This is a genomic window from Eikenella sp. (assembly GCF_057315495.1).
This window is the reverse complement of the sequence record NZ_DBHKXY010000023.1, coordinates 14,734-32,082: the sequence shown is the minus strand read 5'-3', so window position 1 is coordinate 32,082 and position 17,349 is coordinate 14,734. Positions and strand designations below refer to the sequence as shown.

Here is a 17,349-nt window from a genome sequence, read left to right as displayed (position 1 = left end):
AAGGATTATTTCTCTGTTTCTGATGATGAGTAGCACCTTTTTTGTTACTTATGCCTGAATTAACAAAAACCGGTACAGCGTTGGCTCGCCTTGCCGTAACGTGTGTACTGTCTGCGACTCACCGCCTTGTCCTGATTTTTGTTAATCCACTATAACTTTCGCTCCGGCATTGCTGTGTTTGAGCGGATGCGGATATGCTTTCTGCACGGACAACGGCTTGCCCGCCCTACGGAAAAACGGAAAAGAGGCTACCTGAAATTTTCAGGTAGCCTTTCTCTCTGATTTTAAGCCGCTTTGCAGCGGGCGATGACTTCATCGGCCAGTTCCAGATAGGCGATGCTGCCTTTGGCTTTGGGGTCGTAGGCCAGGGCGGGCATGCCGTGGCTGGGGGCTTCGGCCAGGCGCACGTTGCGCGGGATGATGGTGTTGAACACGAGGCGGGAGAAGTGTTTTTCCAGCTGCTCGCCCACTTCCAGCGATAGGCGGCTTTGCGGGTTGTACATGGTGCGCACGATGCCGAGGATGTCGAGCTTGGGATTGATGGCTTTGCGGATTTTGCGCACGGTGGCGATGAGGTCGGAAATGCCTTCGAGGGCGTAGTATTCGCACACCATGGGCACGATGAGGCGGTCGGCAGCCACCAGGCCGTTGAGGGTAAGCAGGGTGAGGGTGGGCGGGCAGTCGATGAGGATGTAGTCGTAATCGGGCAAAAGCGGCTTGATGGCGGTTTTGAGGCGCATCTCGCGGGCGATTTCCTGAATCAGCTCCACTTCGGCACCGGCCAGGGAGCGGTTGGCGCCGAGGATGTGGTAGCGGCCGTGCGGGCTTTTGAGGCGGGAATCGGCGGCTGCGGCCTGCTCGAGCAGCACTTGATAAGTGCCGCTGCGCAGGCTGCTTTTGTCGATGCCGCTGCCGGTGGTGGCGTTGCCCTGCGGGTCGAGATCAACCACCAGCACGCGCTGTTTGCGTTCGGCCAGGGAAGCGGCCAGATTGACGGCGGTGGTGGTTTTGCCCACGCCGCCTTTTTGGTTGGCTATGGCGATAACGGTAGCGCTCATCATCCGGCCTTTCTATGGGAAGGGTTGGGGAAGCTGGAAATTCAGGCTAATTGCGGATTCATACACGCTTTGGGCGCATGATCACCATATGCCGCTCGGCTTCCAGCAAGGGTACGTCGAGCTTATCGACAGACACCACTTCGATATTCGCGGGCAACTGCTCGATTTCTTCGTAGGGATACACGCCTTTCATGGCGGCCCAATAGCCGTTTTCATTGAGCAGGTGTTTGGTGAGCGCGGCAAAATCGGCCAGCTCGGCAAAGGCGCGGCTGGTGACCACGTCTACTTTTTTATCGTAGATGGTTTCCACACGGCCGGCGGCCACGGTAACGTTGCTCAAGCCCAGTTCGATCACGGTTTGCTGCAGGAATGCGGTTTTTTTGGTGTTGGCATCGAGCAGGGTGATTTGCAGGTCGGGTCGGCAGATGGCGGTGGGAATGCCGGGCATGCCGCCGCCGGAGCCTACATCCATCAAGGTTTTTGCCTCTTTCACATAGGGCAGCAGGGTGAGGCTGTCGAGAATGTGGCGGCTGATGATTTGGTCGTTGCGACGCAGGGCGGTGAGATTATAAGTGCGGTTCCACTTTTGCAGCAGCGAAGCGTGCTCGAGCAGCAAAAGCTGCTGGGCGGTGGAAAGGTTGAGGCCGAGGGCGGCAAGGCCTTCTTGCAGTTGTTGTTTGTTGTCCATATTGCTTGTGTGAATTTCGAATAAAGATTAGGGCTACCTGAAAAGGGTTTGGCTGTTTCAGGTAGCCTGTTTGGAGTGTTGGGCGGATTTTACTCCATCTATACAAAGAATAAAATCTGGCGGCTAGGAAACCTTGTGCCGAGTGGCTAGCCAATAGGCGCGGATGTGGTCGAACACCCAGTTGTAAACCAAAGAATAAAGCACAATCAAGAGGGTGAGGCTGATGTCGGTGAGCAACGCCTGCCATAACTTGATGTGCAGAAACCAGGCAATCAGCGGCGTGGTGAAAAACAGCAGCCCGCCTTCAAACGCGCCGGTTTGCAGCATCCGCACGCCCCAGCCGCGCCGTTCGCGCCGGCCGGTGAAGATCTTGTCGAACCCCCAGTTGAACAGGAAATTCCACACCATCGCCGTTACCGACACCGCCACGCTCATGCCAAACGCCGTGCCGGCATGGGAAAGCCCAAACAGCAGCACGGCCACGGCGGAAATCAGCACCGCGCCGGTTTCAAACAACAGGGCATGGATAAAACGCTCGAAGAAGCTCACGATTCGGCTCGCGTGGGGGGGAGGAGAAATATTATAGCGCAGAGGCTACCTGAAAGTTTCAGGTAGCCTTATCTACTGCTGCCTCAGCCACTATCGGCCGGGTGGGCACGGCTTGCAGCTGCCAGTGTTGCACGGCCCAATTCAGCAGCTCTTGCGGTTTATCCACTGCGGGCGCGGGTGGCAGTTTCAGGTAGCCCATCACTTGGCGCAGCAGGGCTTCTTTGTGTTGTAAGTCTAGCGCGGGGGCGAGGGTTTGCTTCGACCATTTTTGCCCTTCGGCATTGGTGAGCAGGGGCAGGTGGGCGTAGTGTGGGGTGGGGAAGCCGAGGCAGCGTTGTAGCCAGATTTGGCGCGGGGTGGACACGAGTAAATCCTGCCCGCGCACGATGTGGGTAATGCCCTGTTCGGCATCGTCGGCCACCACGGCGAGCTGGTAGGCCCATAGGCCGTCGGCGCGTAGGAGGACGAAATCGCCGATGTCGCAGGCGAGGTTTTGCGCATAATGGCCGACGATGCCGTCGGTGAAGGCGATGGTTTCATCGGGCACGCGCAGCCGCCAGGCGGGCACTCTGCCGGCGGCTTCGGGCGGCGGGGCGGCAAGCTGTGCGCAGGCGCCGTTGTAAACGAAACCGTCCACGCCCTGCCGCGCTTGGGCGTGCCATTGTTTGCGGCTGCAATAGCAGGGGTAGGCGAGGCCGCTTTGCTGCAGGCTTTGCAGGGCGGCGCGGTAGAGATGGTGACGGCGGCTTTGGTAGGCCACTTCGCCGTCCCATTCGAAGCCGAATGCTTCGAGGGTGCGCAGGATATGGGTGGCGGCGCCGGGCATTTCGCGCGGCGGGTCGAGGTCTTCCATCCGCACTAGCCAGCGCCCGCCCTGTGCACGGGCATCGGCGTAGGAAGCCAGGGCGGTGAGCAGCGAGCCGATGTGCAAGAGGCCGGTGGGGCTGGGGGCGAAGCGTCCGATATACATGGGGAAGGTTTGGTTTAACGGCGTTGGGGCAGGTTTTCAGGTAGCCTTTGTGCGGGATGTAGGCTACCTGAAAATTCATCCGCTTATTCGCACTGCTGTACGCCCACGGTTTCGGCCAGGGCTTTGAGGCGGCGTTCGGATTTTTCCACGTAGGGGTTGTCGGTATCCCAGGCGTAGCCGGCGAGGATGGAGCTGATCATGCGGCTGATTTCGGGGTTGCGGTTGGGGGCGTAGATGGCATCTTGGAAGCTGCCGTCATACCAGCCGTTCACATAGGTGCGGAAGGCGTTGACGCCCGTCATCAGCGGTTCGGCAAATTCGCGCTGCCAATCGGCTTCTTGGCCTTTGAGCTGGCGGGCGAGCAGGTCGGCGGCGAGTTTGGCCGAGTGCATGGCGATGGTGACGCCGGAGGAGAAGACGGGGTCGAGGAATTCGGCGGCGTTGCCCAAGAGGGCGAAGTGGCGGCCGTGCAGGGTTTTGACGTTGGCGGAATAGCCTTTGATGTGGCGGAAGGGGAAGTCGTTTTCCCATTGGGCATTGCCCAAAATGCGCGCGAGCATGGGGATTTCGGCGGCGTAGCGGCGCAGGATGGCTTCGGAATCGCCCAGGCCGGCGAAGCGTTCGGGCAGGCCGACCACGCCGATGGAGCAGCGGTTGTCGCCGAAGGGAATGAGCCAGAGCCATACGTCGCGGTGCACCGGGTGGGTGGAGATGAGGATTTTGCTGCGGTCGAAATCGGGGTCGGCGATGTTGTCGTCGATGTGGGTGAAGTGGGCTTCGCGCATGGGCAGGTCGGACGGGGTGTCGAGGCCGAGCAGGCGGGGGAGGACGCGCCCGTAGCCGCTGGCGTCGAGCACGAAGCGGGCGGTGAGTTCGTAGGTTTCGCCGTTGTCGGTTTCCACGCTGAGGCGGGCGGTGTCGCCGCTGTTGTCGAAGGCGGTAACGGCGTGGCCGAAGCGTACGTCCGCGCCTTGTTTGGCGGCTTCGTCGATCAGGATTTTATCGAAGATTTCGCGGCGCACTTGGTAGGTGGTGCCGGGGCCGGGGGTGAATTTGTCGGTGAAGTCGAAATAGGTGTAGCGGCTGCCCCAGGTGAAGGCGGCGCCGTTTTTAAACTGGAAGCTGGGCTCGGCCTCTACGGCGGGCAGGAAGCCGGCTTCTTCGATGAATTCCATGCAGTGCGGCAACAGGCTTTCGCCGATTACGAAGCGGGGGAAATGCTGTTTTTCGAGCACGCACACGGAAAAACCGTGTTTGAGCAGCAGGGCGGCGGCGACTGCGCCGGAGGGGCCGGCGCCGATGATGGCGATATCGCAGGATTGGGGCATGTTTGGTCTCCTTAAGGATGGGGGGTGTGGGTTTCAGGTAGCCTTTCAGACGGCCTTTTTGTAGTAGCGGGCGGGTTTCGTCATTCATAATGCACACTAGGGGAGGCTACCTGAAAAGTTCTAGCTAGCCTCCGGGGTTCAGGCGAAATATTTGAGGGATGGCCTATTTGTCCAAAACTTTGGTATTGACCAACAAGCGCACCGCTGTACCTTCATAACGCTGGTTCAACCACGCCTGTAACCGTTCGCGGTCTTTGGCGGGCAGAGGTTGGTCGAATTCGAGGGAGACAACAATATTGTTACTTGCGTCCGCTTCTTCGCTTTGAACTCTCTCAGGCTGCTCCTGCGTAGCGGGTGCAGTTTGTGCTTTTTCCCAAACCAAACCGCGCCCAACAACGATTTTTTCGGCTTCCGGATATTGGGCTTTGATTTCCCTCAGTACTGCTACGTCTTCGGGACTGGTGGTTTTGCCCGCCAGCACGGTATCGATGTAGGCCTGCTGCTCTTCCAGCTTGTTCTGTAACTGCACCGAGTTGTTATGGCTTGCCAGCAGTTCTTCAATTTTGGTGTCACTGCCCCCCGCATAGACTACTTTCACTTGCGGTTCTTTTATACCTGCCGCTTTCAGATTTGTGACCAGCAGAGTGGTAATTTTCTCGGCATTCCCTGTTCCGTTGACAATCAGCCCGACTGCGCGTTCTTTGTAGTTCACCATTTTACGCAGCACGAAAAAACCTTCCTGCTGTTGTGCAGCGGCGATGGCATTGTTGGCTTTGGTATTAAACAGCTCCTGACGCACTAGTCCCGATGCCATATATCCGCTCGGAATCATCACTGTCAACACTACGGCTGTGATAATAATACGGTGCAGTCTGCGTTTGGTCTCACTTACCAGCCCCCTGCGCGGCAGCTTAAGTAGTTTGGAAAACAGTAGGGTGGAAAAAGCGATGAACACGCAGTTGATGGCAAACAGATAAAAAGCACCGAAAAAATAGTGCCAGTTACCGTGTGCCAATCCGTAACCCGCAGTACACAGGGGCGGCATCAGTGCAGTGGCAATTGCCACACCCGGGATGGCATTGCCTCCTTCTTTGCGCGTTAATGCCACAATGCCTGCACTACCGCCGAAGAAGGCAATTAACACGTCCCATAGGGTTGGCTGGGTACGTGCCAAAAGCTCGCTTTGTGCCTCTTTCAGCGGAGTGAGCAGGAAATACAGTGTAGCGGTAACCAAACTGATGGCGATGAACACAATAATATTGCGTGCTGCTTGGCGGATCAGTGCAGTATCGCCTACCGCGGCACCGTAACCCACACCGACGATCGGCCCCATCAACGGAGAAATCAACATCGCCCCAATCACTACCGCCGTGCTGTTTACATTCAAACCGATACTCGCCACGGCAATGGCAAACATCAATACCCACATGTTAGTTCCAGATACCCGCGTATTGGCACGGATGGCGGCATCGATTTTGTCAGGATGAGCTTGGTCATGTGCAAGGTTGAATACATCTTGCAGTTTGGTCATTGTGTGATTGTCTTGTACTTCCTGATTTTTACTATTTTCCTGTTCTTGCATTTTCTTATCCTCAAATTTTAACGATTGTTTTGAATGCTACCTCACAATTGTGATCAAGGATAGGCGGCACACTTTTTATAAGAAGCTATATTTTAGTTTTACAGAAGTCCAACCTTAGCTTTGCCAAGATGTCGATTCATTAGTTGAAGCTCCCGCTTTCAGGTAGCCTTTTCAGACGGCCTCCCGCCCCGCGCCTTCCTTCTTCAGTAGCCAGGCCGAGAGCAATACGTTCAGCCCCACGCCAAGCGATACGGTGATGCCGAAGGCGGCGACGGCGGGGGTGGTGCTGATGGCGAGCAGCAGGAAGGAGATGGCGGTGGTGAGGGCGGCGAGGAGGATGCCGCCGAGTTTGGCGGCGGGGGTTTCGCGGGCGGTGAGGGCGTAGACGGCGTAGTCCGCGCCCACGGCGGCCACCAAGAGCAGGCCGAACATGGCGAACAGGCTGACGGGCAGGCCGAGCCAGCCGAGCAGGCCGACGGTGGCGGCGGCGGAAATCAGCGGCACGGCGAGGATGAGGCTGCCGCGCCGTGCGCCGAAGATGCGCCACAGCACGAGCCAGGCCAGGGCGAAGGAGGCGAGTTTGAGCCAGGCGGCGTGGTTGCGGGTGTGGCGGAAGAGTTTGTTCAGCCGGGCGCGTTTGTCCACCAGCCGGGCGCAGGTGCCGCCTTGGTTGCAGGGCAGCGCGGAGAGCGCGGTTTGCACGGCGGCGGCATCGTTCAGGCCTTGCACGCGCACGAGGGCGGCTTCTTGGCCTTGGATGTTGCCCAGATAGAGAGTGCGCCAGGCTTCGGCGGTTTGCCCGCTTAAGGCTTGATCAAGCGGGACGACGGGCTGCGCGGCGGCTTGTTGCAGGGCGGTTTGGATGGTGTCGGGCTTCAGGCCGAGCTGGAGCATGGGATCGGCCGACGGGGCGGGCTGTTCGGCCAGGCGGCGCAGTTGGGCGAGCAGGGCTTGCTGCTCTTCGGCGGGCAGCAGCCATTGGTTGAGCGACTGTATACCACCAATTTTGCCTTTGCTTGCCAAGGGTTGCAGGGCGGCTTCCACTTGTGCGCTGCGGCGCAAGAGTTCGTCTGCGTTGTCGGCCTGCACGAGGATGCTGCGGCCGCCGGTGTCGTTGCCGCTGATGTCGGCCACTTGGCGCATTTCGGCGATGAGTTGGGGCGATAAGGCCGCCCAGTCGCGGATGTCGTCGCGCCAATCGGTTTTCAGGTAGCCTGCGGCGGCCAGCGGCAGGATGGGCAGGAGCAGCCAGTGCAGGCGGGCGGCGGCGAGTTTGTGCATGGCGGCGGCAAACCGAGCGGCGCGGGGGTGGTAGCCGTGAAACAGCGGCGGCAGCAGGAGCACGGTGGCGGCAAACGCGCCGCCGAGCGCGGCCACGGAAAACACGGCAGTTTGGCGCAGCACGGGCAGCGGGGTGAAGGCGAGCAGCAGGTAGCCGGTGGCGGTGATGCCCAGTCCGGCGAGGAAGGCGGGCAGGACGCGGCGCATGGCCTCTTTGGCCGCCCAGTCGGGAGAAAACACCGAGGGCGTGAGCCAGTGCAGCGGGAAGTCCACCAGCATCCCCACCAGGCTGGTGCCGATCACGACGGTGAGGATGTGAATCTGCCCGAACGCGCCCACCACCGCCGCCGCGCCGAGCAGCATGCCCGCGCCCAGCGGCAGCGCCAGCGCAAACACGCGCAGGCTGCGGAACACGGCCAGCAGCAGGGCGAAGGTGAGCGACAGGCCGATGGCGGACATCAGGCCGCTTTCGCGTTCGGATTGGGTTTTGGCTTCGGCGGCAAACAATGCGCCGCCCGCCGCCAAGAGGCGGTAGCCGCCGCGCTCGGCTTGGGCGCGGGAGTCGGCCAAGAGCGGCAGCAGGCGTTCGGCCTGATCGGCGGCGGCTTTTTCAGGTAGCCTGGCGCGCAGCCACACCCAAGTGATGCCGTCTTGTTCGCTATACATCATGCCGTTGCCGCTGTGCCATTGCAGGCGGCTGGAGGGCTGTTTTTGCTGCACGAAGCGGGCGAAGCCGAGCCAGTCGTCTTCCAGCGGCACGATTTGCGCGGCAAACGGGTTGGCCGCGTCTTCGGCGCGCTGTTGGAAATAGGCGGCGGGGTCGTGCAAGAGCAGCTGCTGCTGTTCGCGCGGCAGGGCGTTCACGCCGAGGCGGCCGATTTCCTGCCGCAGTTGTGCCAAATCGGGGTTTAAGCGGCTGTCCACCGCGGCGAATAGGCCGCTTTGCTGCCAGCGGTCGGCCACTTGTTCGGCGGCGGCGAAGGCGCGGTCGGCATCTTCGCTGCCCACCAAGAGCAGGATTTGGCCGTTGAGCTGTTTTTCACCCGCTTCGTCTGCCGCGCGCCACACCGCGTCTACCTGCGCGTCGGCGGGCAGAAGCGCGGTGAGGTCGGTTTGCAGACGGCCTCCCTGCGCTATCCCCCAGCCCAGCCATGCGGCGGCGAAGGCCAGCAGCAGGGCATACAGCCACGCGAGCCTAGTCATGCAGCGCCACCCTGCCCGAAGCGCAAGGCGTGTCGCCCTGCCTGATGGCGAAATGGATTTTGTTTTTCGCCGCGTCGTGCCGCAGCGTGAGCTGCACGGTGTCGTGCGGGCGCACAAAGTGCTGGTATTTCAGGTTTTCGATGTGTTGCACCGTTTTTCTGCCCCAGTCGAACTGCGCCGCCAAATCCATCGCCCACTGCACTTCGATCACGCCGGGCACCAGCGGGAAATCGGCGAAATGGCCGCCGAAATAAGCCAAATCCAGCGGCACCGTGCCTTCAAACGCATATTCGCGCGTTTCTTCGTTTGCGTGCAGCAAAGCCCACTGCGGCGCGGTTTGCGGCACGGTAAAGGCCGTCTGAAAATCCTGTTCGCGGATTTTCGCCTGCGGATTGCGCGGCAGGGCGGCGGCGAAACGCCAATAGCGCGGCAGCGCGGCGGTGTCTTGCGTTTTGGCCAGATGCTGTTTCAGGGTTTGCACCACGGCGGCGCGCCCCTGCTCGCGCAGCGCGGCAATGCCCTCGGCGGAAAGTGCCGCCCAGGCGGCAATCCGGCCGTGCTGCGGATGGCGGGCGCAATGTGAGTCGGCCACCCAGTCGTGGGCGAGCAAATCGTGCTCCAGCTGCGCCAGCGACACGCGCTTGTCTTCCAGCTTGATGATGCGGTCTTGGCGGCCGAGCAGCTCCAGCCGTCGGCCGTCCAGCCGCACCGCATCGGCGGTTTGCCGCACCCCGCCGCTCCACGGCGAGGCTACCTGAAAAATGTTTTCTGCGTTTACCGAAGCCTCTACTTCGGGCAACAGCTCCCACTCGCCGCCCTGCCGCAGCGCGATCACGCCGGTTTCCGTGCTGCCGTACACATCGTGCGGCGCAAAGCCCAGCTTCTCTTGCAGCAGCGCGGCGGTGGCCTCCGGCAGCATCCCGCCTGCGCTGATGATGCCGCGCACATTCTGCCGCAGCCGCGCCCAATCGCGCCCCTCGCCCAAACGGTTCAACAACGCAGGGCTGGCAATCCACACGCATTCGCGGCGCGAATCGGCCAGCAGCAATTCGGGATACACGCACTGCCGCCGCCCGATTGCCCAGCCCGCCGCCAGCGACACGAACACGCGGAAAGTCAGCCCGTATAAATGCTGCGGGCTCACGCTGCCCACGGCAGCCAAGCCGTGCCAGCTTTCAGGCAGCCTTTCGGCCAGTGTCGCCGCTTCGGCCAGCATCTGCGCGCGCGTTTTGGTTTCCACTTTCGCCTCGCCCGAAGAGCCGGAAGTTTTCAGATACAGCACGTTTTCAGACGGCCATTCCAACGCTTCCGCCGGCGCGGCCGCCTGCTCCGCCGCCCCGTCGTACAGCCAGAGGCCGTCTGAAATTTCCGGCACGTCGCTCAGCCACACCGCCCCGCCCACTTCCGCCCAGCGGCGGTTTTCCTCCGCCAGATTCGGCGGCAGATACACCTCCGCCCCCGCCAGCCACGCCGCCAGCAGCGCGGAAGCAAACCGCGCCGCATCGTCAAACCACAGCGCGGCTGCCTGCACATTGTGCGCACGCAAACGCGCGGCCAGCGAGAGCGTGGCGGCGGAAAACTGCGAGGCTGTCCAGCCTTCGGCCAACAGGGAATCGGGGGAACGGTTTAAAAGCGGGAGTATGGGCATGGTTTCGGATTGGATGTTGGATAAGGAGAAGTGGCCTTTCAGGTAGCCTTAAAGGCTACCCGAAAATATAAACTCGGCAATTGCAGGTTGGTTTATTCGCCCAAGGCCTGCTGGGCGGCGGGGCTGAGCGGCTGGTTGGTTTGCAGCTGGTTAAACTGCATCACAGTGCGGTCGCCCTGTTTTTCGTCCAGCTCTACTTTCTGCACCAGCTGGCCGCCATTGATAACGATTTTGTTGAACACCTGCCGCATCACGGCGGTTTTCGGGGTGAGGGTGAGCTGCCATTGTTGGGCGTTGCCGGAAAGGGCGAGGTTGAAGTGGCGCTGCAATTCGGCGGTGTCGCCGCCGAGCACGGCCATGAAGAGTTTCACTTGTGCCGCTTGCGCGGTTTGGCTGCCGTTGGCGCGCCACTGCCCTTGCGCATCTTGGCGGCTGATGCCGTCTCGGCGCACGCGCAGTTTCATGTCAAACGGTTTTTGCAGATGCCAAAACAGGCCGCGGCCGGGGCGCAGGGCAAAACGGCCGCTGGTTTGCACGGGTTTGTCCATCGAGCGCAAAAAACGCTGCTGGGTAAACCCGCCCTGCACGCTCTGCTGGGCTTGCAGCTGCGTGGTGAGCTCGGCGGTGCTGAAGGCGAGCACAGGGAGGGCGGCAAGGGAGATGAGGAGGCTGAGGAGGAATTTTTTCATGGTTCCGGGGTTATGCGTGGAGTGGGAAGAGAGGCGTAGTATAGTGGATTTGCGGGCAATGCGTGTGGGAGCTTGCCTGAAAATGCAATGGTTTTGCATATGTAAAGAGGCTACCTGAAATTTTTCAGGTAGCCTCTTCTGACCGGCAACCAAGCCTTTAAGAACGCGGCTTATCCAAGCCATACACTTGCACTAGGGCCTCGGTGAGGTGGGCGGTTTGATTGTCTACTTTGGAAAGCGCGCTGGTGGGAGCGTGCAGGAGTTTGTTGGTGAGCTGTACCGAAAGCCGCTCAAGCACTTCTTCAGCGGGCACGCCTTTGGCCAGCAGGCGGGTGGCGTTGTCGAGCACTTGTTGGCGGGCACGTTCGCCTTCATCGCGCAGGGAGCGGATCAGCGGCACGCTTTGGCGGCGGCGCTGCCAACTCATGAATTCGGCCACTTTGCTATCCACCATCTGCTCGGCTTCGGCGGCGGCACGCTGTCGGGCGGCCTGGCCGCTGCTCACTACCTGCATCATGTCGTCTACCGTATAAAGATAGGCATCACCCAAATCGACTACTTCGGCTTCGATATCGCGCGGTACGGCCAAATCGAGCAGGAAAACGGGGCGGTGGCGGCGTTCGCGCAGGGCGCGTTCCACCATGCCTTTGCCGATAATCGGCAGCTGGCTGGCGGTGGAGGACACAATCACGTCGTATTGGTGCAACCGCTGCGGCAGTTCGCTCAACGGGCAGGCGGAGGCAGGCGAGGCCAGCTTGTTGCATAATTCTTGAGCGCGCTCGGTGGTGCGGTTAGCCACGGTGATGCCGCGTGGCGATTTGGCAGCGAAATGGGTGGCCACCAATTCAATCATCTCGCCCGCGCCCACGAATAAAATATTCAATTCACCGATATCGGGAAAAATGCGGGCGGCCATTTTCACTGCGGCAGCAGCCATGCTCACCGAATTTTCGCCCACCGCCGTGCTGGTGCGCACTTCTTTGGCAATGGCGAAGGTTTTTTGAAACAGGGCATGCAGATTGGAAGCCACCGTTTGCTGCTCCTGCGCCACGCGCACGGCGTTTTTGATTTGACCAAGAATCTGCGGCTCGCCCAGCACCATGCTGTCGAGCCCGCAAGATACGCGGAAAGCATGGCGCACGGCTGCTTCGGTTTGGTAGCGGTAGAGGTAGGGTTCCAGCGTGCTGTTGGGAATCTTGCGGTAGTCGGCCAGCCAGCGCACAATATCGTCCGGCTCGCCCACGCAATAGAGTTCGGTGCGGTTGCAGGTGGACAAAATCACGGCTTCTTCAGCCGTGCGGCTGCCCACCAGCTCACGCAATGCTTCAGGCAGCATGGCGGCAGCAAAAGCTAACCGCTCGCGTATGCTCAACGGAGCGGTTTGGTGATTCAAGCCGATGGCGGTAAGCTGCATGGCGGATTATCCCAAAAACCGAAACTGCGCTATTATAGCCAAACCGCACTGGATGGTGAATAAAATCTTTTAATAACTTCAAGATGATAGTATTTATCAGTTAGCAATTTGAGAAAGGAGAAACCGATGGATTTGCACAATATCCGCGAAGACTACAGCAAACAGGAGCTTTCCAAGGCCGATTGCGCCAATACGCCACTACCGCAGTTTGAAAAATGGCTGAACGAAGCTATTCATTCCGCCGCCAAAGAGCCCACCGCCATGAGCGTGGCCACGGTGGATGAGGCCGGTCGGCCCAATAGCCGTATCCTGCTGTTGAAAGAGGTGAACGACCGGGGCTTTGTGTTTTTCTCCAACTACCAAAGCCGCAAAGGCCGCGCGCTGGCGGCACATCCGTTTGCTGCGCTCACCTTTTTCTGGCCGGAACTGGAACGGCAGGTGCGCGCCGAAGGGCGGGTGGAAAAACTGGATGCCAAATCTTCAGACGAATATTTCGCCAGCCGCCCCTACACCAGCCGTTTGGGCGCGTGGGCCAGCGAGCAGAGCAGTGTGATTGCCGGCAAAAGCATCATCGTGGCACGCGCAGCGGCCGAAGCGGTGAAACACCCCCTGCACGTACCGCGCCCGCCGCACTGGGGCGGCTACCTGCTGATTCCCGACCGGGTGGAATTCTGGCAAGGCCGCCCCAGCCGCCTGCACGACCGTATCCAATATCGCCTGGAGGGCGATAAGTGGATTAAAGAGCGGCTGGCGCCATAGTTTGGCTGCAATAAGAGAAAGGCTACCTGAACAATGGTTTTCAGGTAGCCTTTTCACAGCTGGGTCGTACGAGCAGCAGGCTACCTGAAACATGCCAGGATCTTTTCAGGTAGTCTTTGTCGCTAAAACACGGCGTTCAGCACAATAAAGCAAATCGACGCCAGTAGGCCGGCGGCTGGCACGGTAATTACCCAAGCTAAGGCGATTGGCTTCATCAGTCGCCAGTTGGCGTTGCGGTTGACCAGCCCGATGCCGAGCACGGCGCCCACGAGGATGTGGGTGCTGGATACAGGCAGCCCCAGTGCGGAGGCCAGCATCACGACGGTGGCGGCGGATAGCTCGGCCACGAAGCCGGAAGAGGGGTGCATTTTGGCTAGGTTTTCACCCACGGTGGCAATCACTTCCCGACCGATAAACCACAGCCCCACCACCAGCGACACACCGAAGGTGAGCATGGTAATCGGCGGAATGTCGCCGCTGCTGCCGATGGTGCCGCTGCGCAGCACGTCCATGATGGCGGCAAACGGGCCGATGGCGTTGGCGATGTCGTTTGAGCCGTGGCTGAAGGCGAAGCAGCAGGCGGTGAACACTTGCAGCCAGCTGAACATGATGAAGGTGGCACGGTCGAGGTTGGCACCGGTTTTCAGGGTGCGGGCGTAGGCAAATGTGCCCATCCACAATACCGCGCCCACCATGCCGACGATTAACAGGTTATCCAGCGTGCTCAGGCCTAAGTTGAGGTGTTTCAGGCCTTTAAACAGCAGCATCGCGGCCATCACCATGCCACCCACCGCGCCCGCCAGCGGCACCCACAGTCGCAGGGCACGGAAGGCGTTGATTTCATCTTTGCGGCAGTCGATTTCGTGCAGGCGGCGATAGTAGTCGGACGCCAGCTCTTCGGGCTGGTAGTTGCCTTCGTTATACAGCTGGGCATCGCGCACGATGGTGGCGGTATAGGCCATCTGCTGCAATTCGCTCATCTGCTCAAAGCGTGTTTTGTGTTCTTTTTTGTAGGCCAATTTCTGCTTGCGCAGGCGCTGCACATGGCGGCTGGAGGCCACGTTGTAGCCCAGGATATAGGTTTTGATGTTTTTAAACACCAAATAGGAAGTTACCCCGCCCAAGAGCGGCGAGAGCACCCAGGAAATGGCAATTTCGCCGATTTTTTCCCAGCGAACCATGTTCAAGCCAGCCAAGCCGCTGTTGTAAAAGCCCAAAACCATCGCTGCGCCCACGATGCCGCCAATGATGGAATGTGTGGTGGACACCGGCAGGCCTTTTTGTGAAGCAAATAGCAGCCACAGCGAGGCGGCAGCTAGCGCGGCCATCATGATGTAGACAAATTGCACCGGCTCCAGCGACAGGCTGCCCAAATCCACAATGCCGTTGCGGATGGTGTCGGTCACACCGCCGCCGGCCAGCATCGCGCCGCTCACCTCAAACACCGCCGCCACAGCTAGTGCCTGCGGGATGCTCAGCGTACCGGCGCCCACCGAAGTGCCGAAGGAGTTGGCCACATCGTTGCCGCCGATGTTGAACGCCATAAAGATGCCGAACAGCGCCGCGAGAATAAACAGCGCGGAATGGTGGTGTTGTATATAGCCCAGCCCCCAATAGATGAAATAGCAGGACATGCCGAACAACAAGGCCATACCGAGGAAGTTGACGCTTTTCAAACGCAGCGAGGCAGAAGAACCGGCCATGATGAAAATCTTTACAAACAAAATGTTGAATACAGTAGCCGCAGCAATTCATGCCGCAGCCGAACAAACGGCGCAATTATACCAAACCAATTTGTGCTGCATGCAAAAACAGGCTACCTGAAAGCAGCGCTTCAGGTAGCCTGAGATGCAGAATGGGCGGATTGCTACACTTTTGCCTGACTGTATTCCTGCAATAACGTGCGGAACGCTTCCGCCGTTTCTGGGTGTTTCAGCCCGTAGACCAGCGTGGCTTCCAGGTAGCCCAGCTTGCTGCCGCAGTCGTAGCGTTTGCCCGCAAAAGCGTGCGCCAGCACCGGCTCGTGTTCCAGCAGCTTGGCGATGCCGTCGGTGAGCTGGATTTCGCCGCCCGCGCCGCGCCCTACGGTTTGCAGCAGGGAGAAAATGCGCGGCGTGAGGATGTAGCGCCCCACCACGGCCAGGTTGGACGGCGCTTCTTCCGGCTTCGGTTTTTCCACAATGCTTTGAATACGCTGATATTGCTGCCACGGCGACACTTCCACGATGCCGTAAGAGCCGGTTTGCGAAGGCGCTACGGTTTCCACGCCCAGCACGCTGTTACCGGTTTGGCGGTACACCTCGGCCATCTGCGTAATCGCGCCCTGTGGCGCATTGATTAGGTCGTCGGCCAGAATCACGGCAAAGGGTTCGTTGCCCACCGCCGCGCGAGCACACAGCACGGCATGCCCCAAGCCCAAGGCCTCGGCCTGGCGGATATACAGGCAGGTAACATCGGGCGGCAAAATATCGCGCACATGCGAGAGCAGCGAAGTTTTGTGGCGCTGTTCCAGTTCGGTTTCCAGCTCGTAGGCTTTGTCGAAATGGTCTTCGATGCTGCGTTTGTTTCGGCCGGTAACGAACACCAATTCGGTGCAGCCGGCGGCTACGGCCTCTTCCACTGCGTATTGAATCAGCGGCTTATCCACAATCGGTAGCATTTCTTTGGGGCTGGCCTTGGTGGCGGGCAGAAAGCGCGTGCCCATCCCGGCCACGGGGAAGACGGCTTTTTTAATTGGAACGGGATTTTCCATGGTTTTGCTTCGTTATAGGTTGGAAAGATGCCACATTATAGCAGTGGCTGGACATAGGATGTTTTAAAGGCTACCTGAAAGCGTAAGCGTCAACTCAGCGTTTCGTTTCAGGTAGCCTTTAAACCGCATGCGGATTAAGAAGCCATGTGTGTCAACACATCTGCTGCGATTGCCACGCTTTCCGCTACCAGTTCTTCCGTGTGTGCCGCCGACACAAATGCCGCTTCGTAGGCTGATGGGCCGAAGGATACACCACGATCGAGCATGCCGTGGAAGAAGGTTTTGAAGGCTTCGATATTGGAGGCAGCCATATCGGCATAGTTCTGCGGCAGGCTACCTGAAAAATACAGGCCAAACATGCCGCCCACACTGTCGGCAGTGAAGGCGATGCCGGCTTGTGCTGCCGCTTGTTTCAGCCCATGCACCAGCTGCTCGGTGTGTGCGGTGAGGTTTTCGTAGAAACCCGGGCGCTGGATGATTTCCAGCGTTTTCAAGCCTGCTGCCACGGCCACGGGATTGCCAGAGAGCGTGCCGGCTTGATACACACCGCCCAATGGCGAGATGCAGTCCATGATTTCACGCTTGCCGCCAAAGGCCGCCAGCGGCATACCGCCGCCAATCACCTTGCCCATGGTGGTTAAATCCGGCGTGATGCCGTGCAGCGACTGCGCACCGCCAAGCGCCACGCGGAAGCCGGTCATCACTTCGTCGTAAATCAGCACCGCGCCGTGTTTGGCTGTCAGCTCGCGCAGGGCACGGATGAATTCGCGCGTTGAGCGCACCAGGTTCATATTGCCGGCAAATGGCTCCAAAATCACACAGGCGATTTGGTTGCCGGCTTGGGCAAAGGTTTCTTCCAGCTGAGCTACATTATTGTATTCCAACACCAAAGTATGTTTGGTGAAATCGGCGGGCACGCCGGCGGAGGAAGGGTGGCCGAAGGTGAGCAGGCCGCTGCCGGCTTTCACGAGCAGGCTGTCGGAATGGCCGTGGTAGCAGCCTTCGAATTTCACGATTTGGTCGCGCCCTGTGTAGCCGCGCGCCAAACGGATGGCCGACATGGTGGCTTCGGTGCCGGAGCTTACCAGCCGCAGCCGCTCCACACTGGGCACCAGGCGGCAGATTTCTTCGGCAATTACGATTTCGGCTTCAGTGGGGGCGCCGAACGACAGCCCACCCAAAGCCGCTTCGCGTACTACTTCCAATACTTCCGGATGCGCGTGCCCCACGATAGCTGGCCCCCACGAACCGACATAATCGATATAGCGTTTGCCGTTTTCGTCCCACACAAAAGCGCCCTCAGCCTTTTTAATAAAGCGCGGTACACCGCCCACGCTGCCGAAGGCGCGCACAGGCGAATTCACGCCGCCAGGAATCACGGCTTTGGCGCGGGTGAAGAGTTGTTCGTTGCGGTCGGTCATGAGAAAT

14 protein-coding genes are annotated in these 17,349 nt (G+C 59.7%); 1 reads left to right on the top strand and 13 read right to left on the bottom strand.

Annotation, left to right across the window (positions count from 1 at the left end; genetic code table 11):
• Positions 1-284 precede the first annotated feature (284 nt).
• The 10 genes from ACO6EE_RS03485 to hemA all read right to left on the bottom strand — a co-directional run bounded on the left by ACO6EE_RS03485 (position 285) and on the right by hemA (position 12,410).
• Positions 285-1,058 carry a ParA family protein gene (locus ACO6EE_RS03485; RefSeq protein ID WP_485959264.1) on the bottom strand — a complete coding sequence of 258 codons (774 nt, stop codon included), beginning with the start codon at positions 1,056-1,058 and terminating at the stop codon, positions 285-287.
• A 58-nt stretch (positions 1,059-1,116) separates the two neighbouring features.
• A complete protein-coding gene (rsmG, locus tag ACO6EE_RS03480) occupies positions 1,117-1,746 on the bottom strand; it encodes a 16S rRNA (guanine(527)-N(7))-methyltransferase RsmG (RefSeq protein ID WP_485959261.1) in 630 nt (209 codons plus the stop codon).
• A gap of 123 nt (positions 1,747-1,869) precedes the next feature.
• The gene (locus ACO6EE_RS03475; RefSeq protein WP_485959259.1) at positions 1,870-2,295 is read right to left on the bottom strand and encodes a PACE efflux transporter; all 426 of its coding nucleotides are present in this window, start codon (positions 2,293-2,295) and stop codon (positions 1,870-1,872) included.
• 58 nt (positions 2,296-2,353) lie between these two features.
• On the bottom strand, positions 2,354-3,265 hold the full coding sequence (gluQRS, locus tag ACO6EE_RS03470; RefSeq protein WP_485959258.1) for a tRNA glutamyl-Q(34) synthetase GluQRS: 912 nt from the start codon (positions 3,263-3,265) through the stop codon (positions 2,354-2,356).
• An 83-nt stretch (positions 3,266-3,348) separates the two neighbouring features.
• Positions 3,349-4,593: an NAD(P)/FAD-dependent oxidoreductase gene (locus ACO6EE_RS03465; protein WP_485959256.1), complete on the bottom strand. Its 1,245-nt coding sequence runs from the start codon at positions 4,591-4,593 to the stop codon at positions 3,349-3,351.
• Between the two features lie 163 nt (positions 4,594-4,756).
• On the bottom strand, positions 4,757-6,175 hold the full coding sequence (locus tag ACO6EE_RS03460; RefSeq protein WP_485959254.1) for a TIGR00341 family protein: 1,419 nt from the start codon (positions 6,173-6,175) through the stop codon (positions 4,757-4,759).
• Between the two features lie 171 nt (positions 6,176-6,346).
• Complete coding sequence (locus ACO6EE_RS03455; protein WP_485959252.1) at positions 6,347-8,659, bottom strand: MMPL family transporter; 2,313 nt, start codon at positions 8,657-8,659, stop codon at positions 6,347-6,349.
• On the bottom strand, positions 8,652-10,307 hold the full coding sequence (locus ACO6EE_RS03450; RefSeq protein WP_485959250.1) for an ApeI family dehydratase: 1,656 nt from the start codon (positions 10,305-10,307) through the stop codon (positions 8,652-8,654). Before ACO6EE_RS03450 ends, ACO6EE_RS03455 begins: the two co-directional genes overlap by 8 nt.
• A gap of 92 nt (positions 10,308-10,399) precedes the next feature.
• On the bottom strand, positions 10,400-10,996 hold the full coding sequence (locus ACO6EE_RS03445; protein ID WP_485959249.1) for a LolA family protein: 597 nt from the start codon (positions 10,994-10,996) through the stop codon (positions 10,400-10,402).
• 157 nt (positions 10,997-11,153) lie between these two features.
• On the bottom strand, positions 11,154-12,410 hold the full coding sequence (hemA, locus tag ACO6EE_RS03440) for a glutamyl-tRNA reductase (RefSeq protein WP_485959248.1): 1,257 nt from the start codon (positions 12,408-12,410) through the stop codon (positions 11,154-11,156).
• A 126-nt stretch (positions 12,411-12,536) separates the two neighbouring features.
• Here hemA and pdxH point away from each other — a divergent pair, with 126 nt between their 5' ends.
• Positions 12,537-13,169, top strand: coding sequence for a pyridoxamine 5'-phosphate oxidase (pdxH, locus tag ACO6EE_RS03435; RefSeq protein ID WP_049259363.1), 633 nt, complete (start codon positions 12,537-12,539; stop codon positions 13,167-13,169).
• A 122-nt stretch (positions 13,170-13,291) separates the two neighbouring features.
• On the opposite strand, the gene ACO6EE_RS03430 is transcribed toward pdxH, so the two are convergent.
• The 3 genes from ACO6EE_RS03430 to hemL all read right to left on the bottom strand — a co-directional run bounded on the left by ACO6EE_RS03430 (position 13,292) and on the right by hemL (position 17,342).
• Positions 13,292-14,872 carry an inorganic phosphate transporter gene (locus tag ACO6EE_RS03430; protein ID WP_485959247.1) on the bottom strand — a complete coding sequence of 527 codons (1,581 nt, stop codon included), beginning with the start codon at positions 14,870-14,872 and terminating at the stop codon, positions 13,292-13,294.
• Positions 14,873-15,036: 164 nt separating this feature from the next.
• Complete coding sequence (gene galU / locus ACO6EE_RS03425) at positions 15,037-15,921, bottom strand: UTP--glucose-1-phosphate uridylyltransferase GalU (protein ID WP_485959245.1); 885 nt, start codon at positions 15,919-15,921, stop codon at positions 15,037-15,039.
• Between the two features lie 134 nt (positions 15,922-16,055).
• Positions 16,056-17,342, bottom strand: coding sequence for a glutamate-1-semialdehyde 2,1-aminomutase (gene hemL / locus ACO6EE_RS03420; protein ID WP_485959243.1), 1,287 nt, complete (start codon positions 17,340-17,342; stop codon positions 16,056-16,058).
• Between the last annotated feature and the right edge of the window lie 7 nt (positions 17,343-17,349).

Bases quoted from the DNA above. Each gene is read 5' to 3' on its own strand.
- ACO6EE_RS03485 (WP_485959264.1), bottom strand. From the start codon at position 1,058: ATGAGCGCTACCGTTATCGCCATAGCCAACCAAAAAGGCGGCGTGGGC.
- rsmG (WP_485959261.1), bottom strand. From the start codon at position 1,746: ATGGACAACAAACAACAACTGCAAGAAGGCCTTGCCGCCCTCGGCCTC.
- gluQRS (WP_485959258.1), bottom strand. From the start codon at position 3,265: ATGTATATCGGACGCTTCGCCCCCAGCCCCACCGGCCTCTTGCACATC.
- ACO6EE_RS03465 (WP_485959256.1), bottom strand. From the start codon at position 4,593: ATGCCCCAATCCTGCGATATCGCCATCATCGGCGCCGGCCCCTCCGGC.
- ACO6EE_RS03460 (WP_485959254.1), bottom strand. From the start codon at position 6,175: ATGCAAGAACAGGAAAATAGTAAAAATCAGGAAGTACAAGACAATCAC.
- ACO6EE_RS03455 (WP_485959252.1), bottom strand. From the start codon at position 8,659: ATGACTAGGCTCGCGTGGCTGTATGCCCTGCTGCTGGCCTTCGCCGCC.
- ACO6EE_RS03450 (WP_485959250.1), bottom strand. From the start codon at position 10,307: ATGCCCATACTCCCGCTTTTAAACCGTTCCCCCGATTCCCTGTTGGCC.
- ACO6EE_RS03445 (WP_485959249.1), bottom strand. From the start codon at position 10,996: ATGAAAAAATTCCTCCTCAGCCTCCTCATCTCCCTTGCCGCCCTCCCT.
- hemA (WP_485959248.1), bottom strand. From the start codon at position 12,410: ATGCAGCTTACCGCCATCGGCTTGAATCACCAAACCGCTCCGTTGAGC.
- pdxH (WP_049259363.1), top strand. From the start codon at position 12,537: ATGGATTTGCACAATATCCGCGAAGACTACAGCAAACAGGAGCTTTCC.
- ACO6EE_RS03430 (WP_485959247.1), bottom strand. From the start codon at position 14,872: ATGGCCGGTTCTTCTGCCTCGCTGCGTTTGAAAAGCGTCAACTTCCTC.
- galU (WP_485959245.1), bottom strand. From the start codon at position 15,921: ATGGAAAATCCCGTTCCAATTAAAAAAGCCGTCTTCCCCGTGGCCGGG.
- hemL (WP_485959243.1), bottom strand. From the start codon at position 17,342: ATGACCGACCGCAACGAACAACTCTTCACCCGCGCCAAAGCCGTGATT.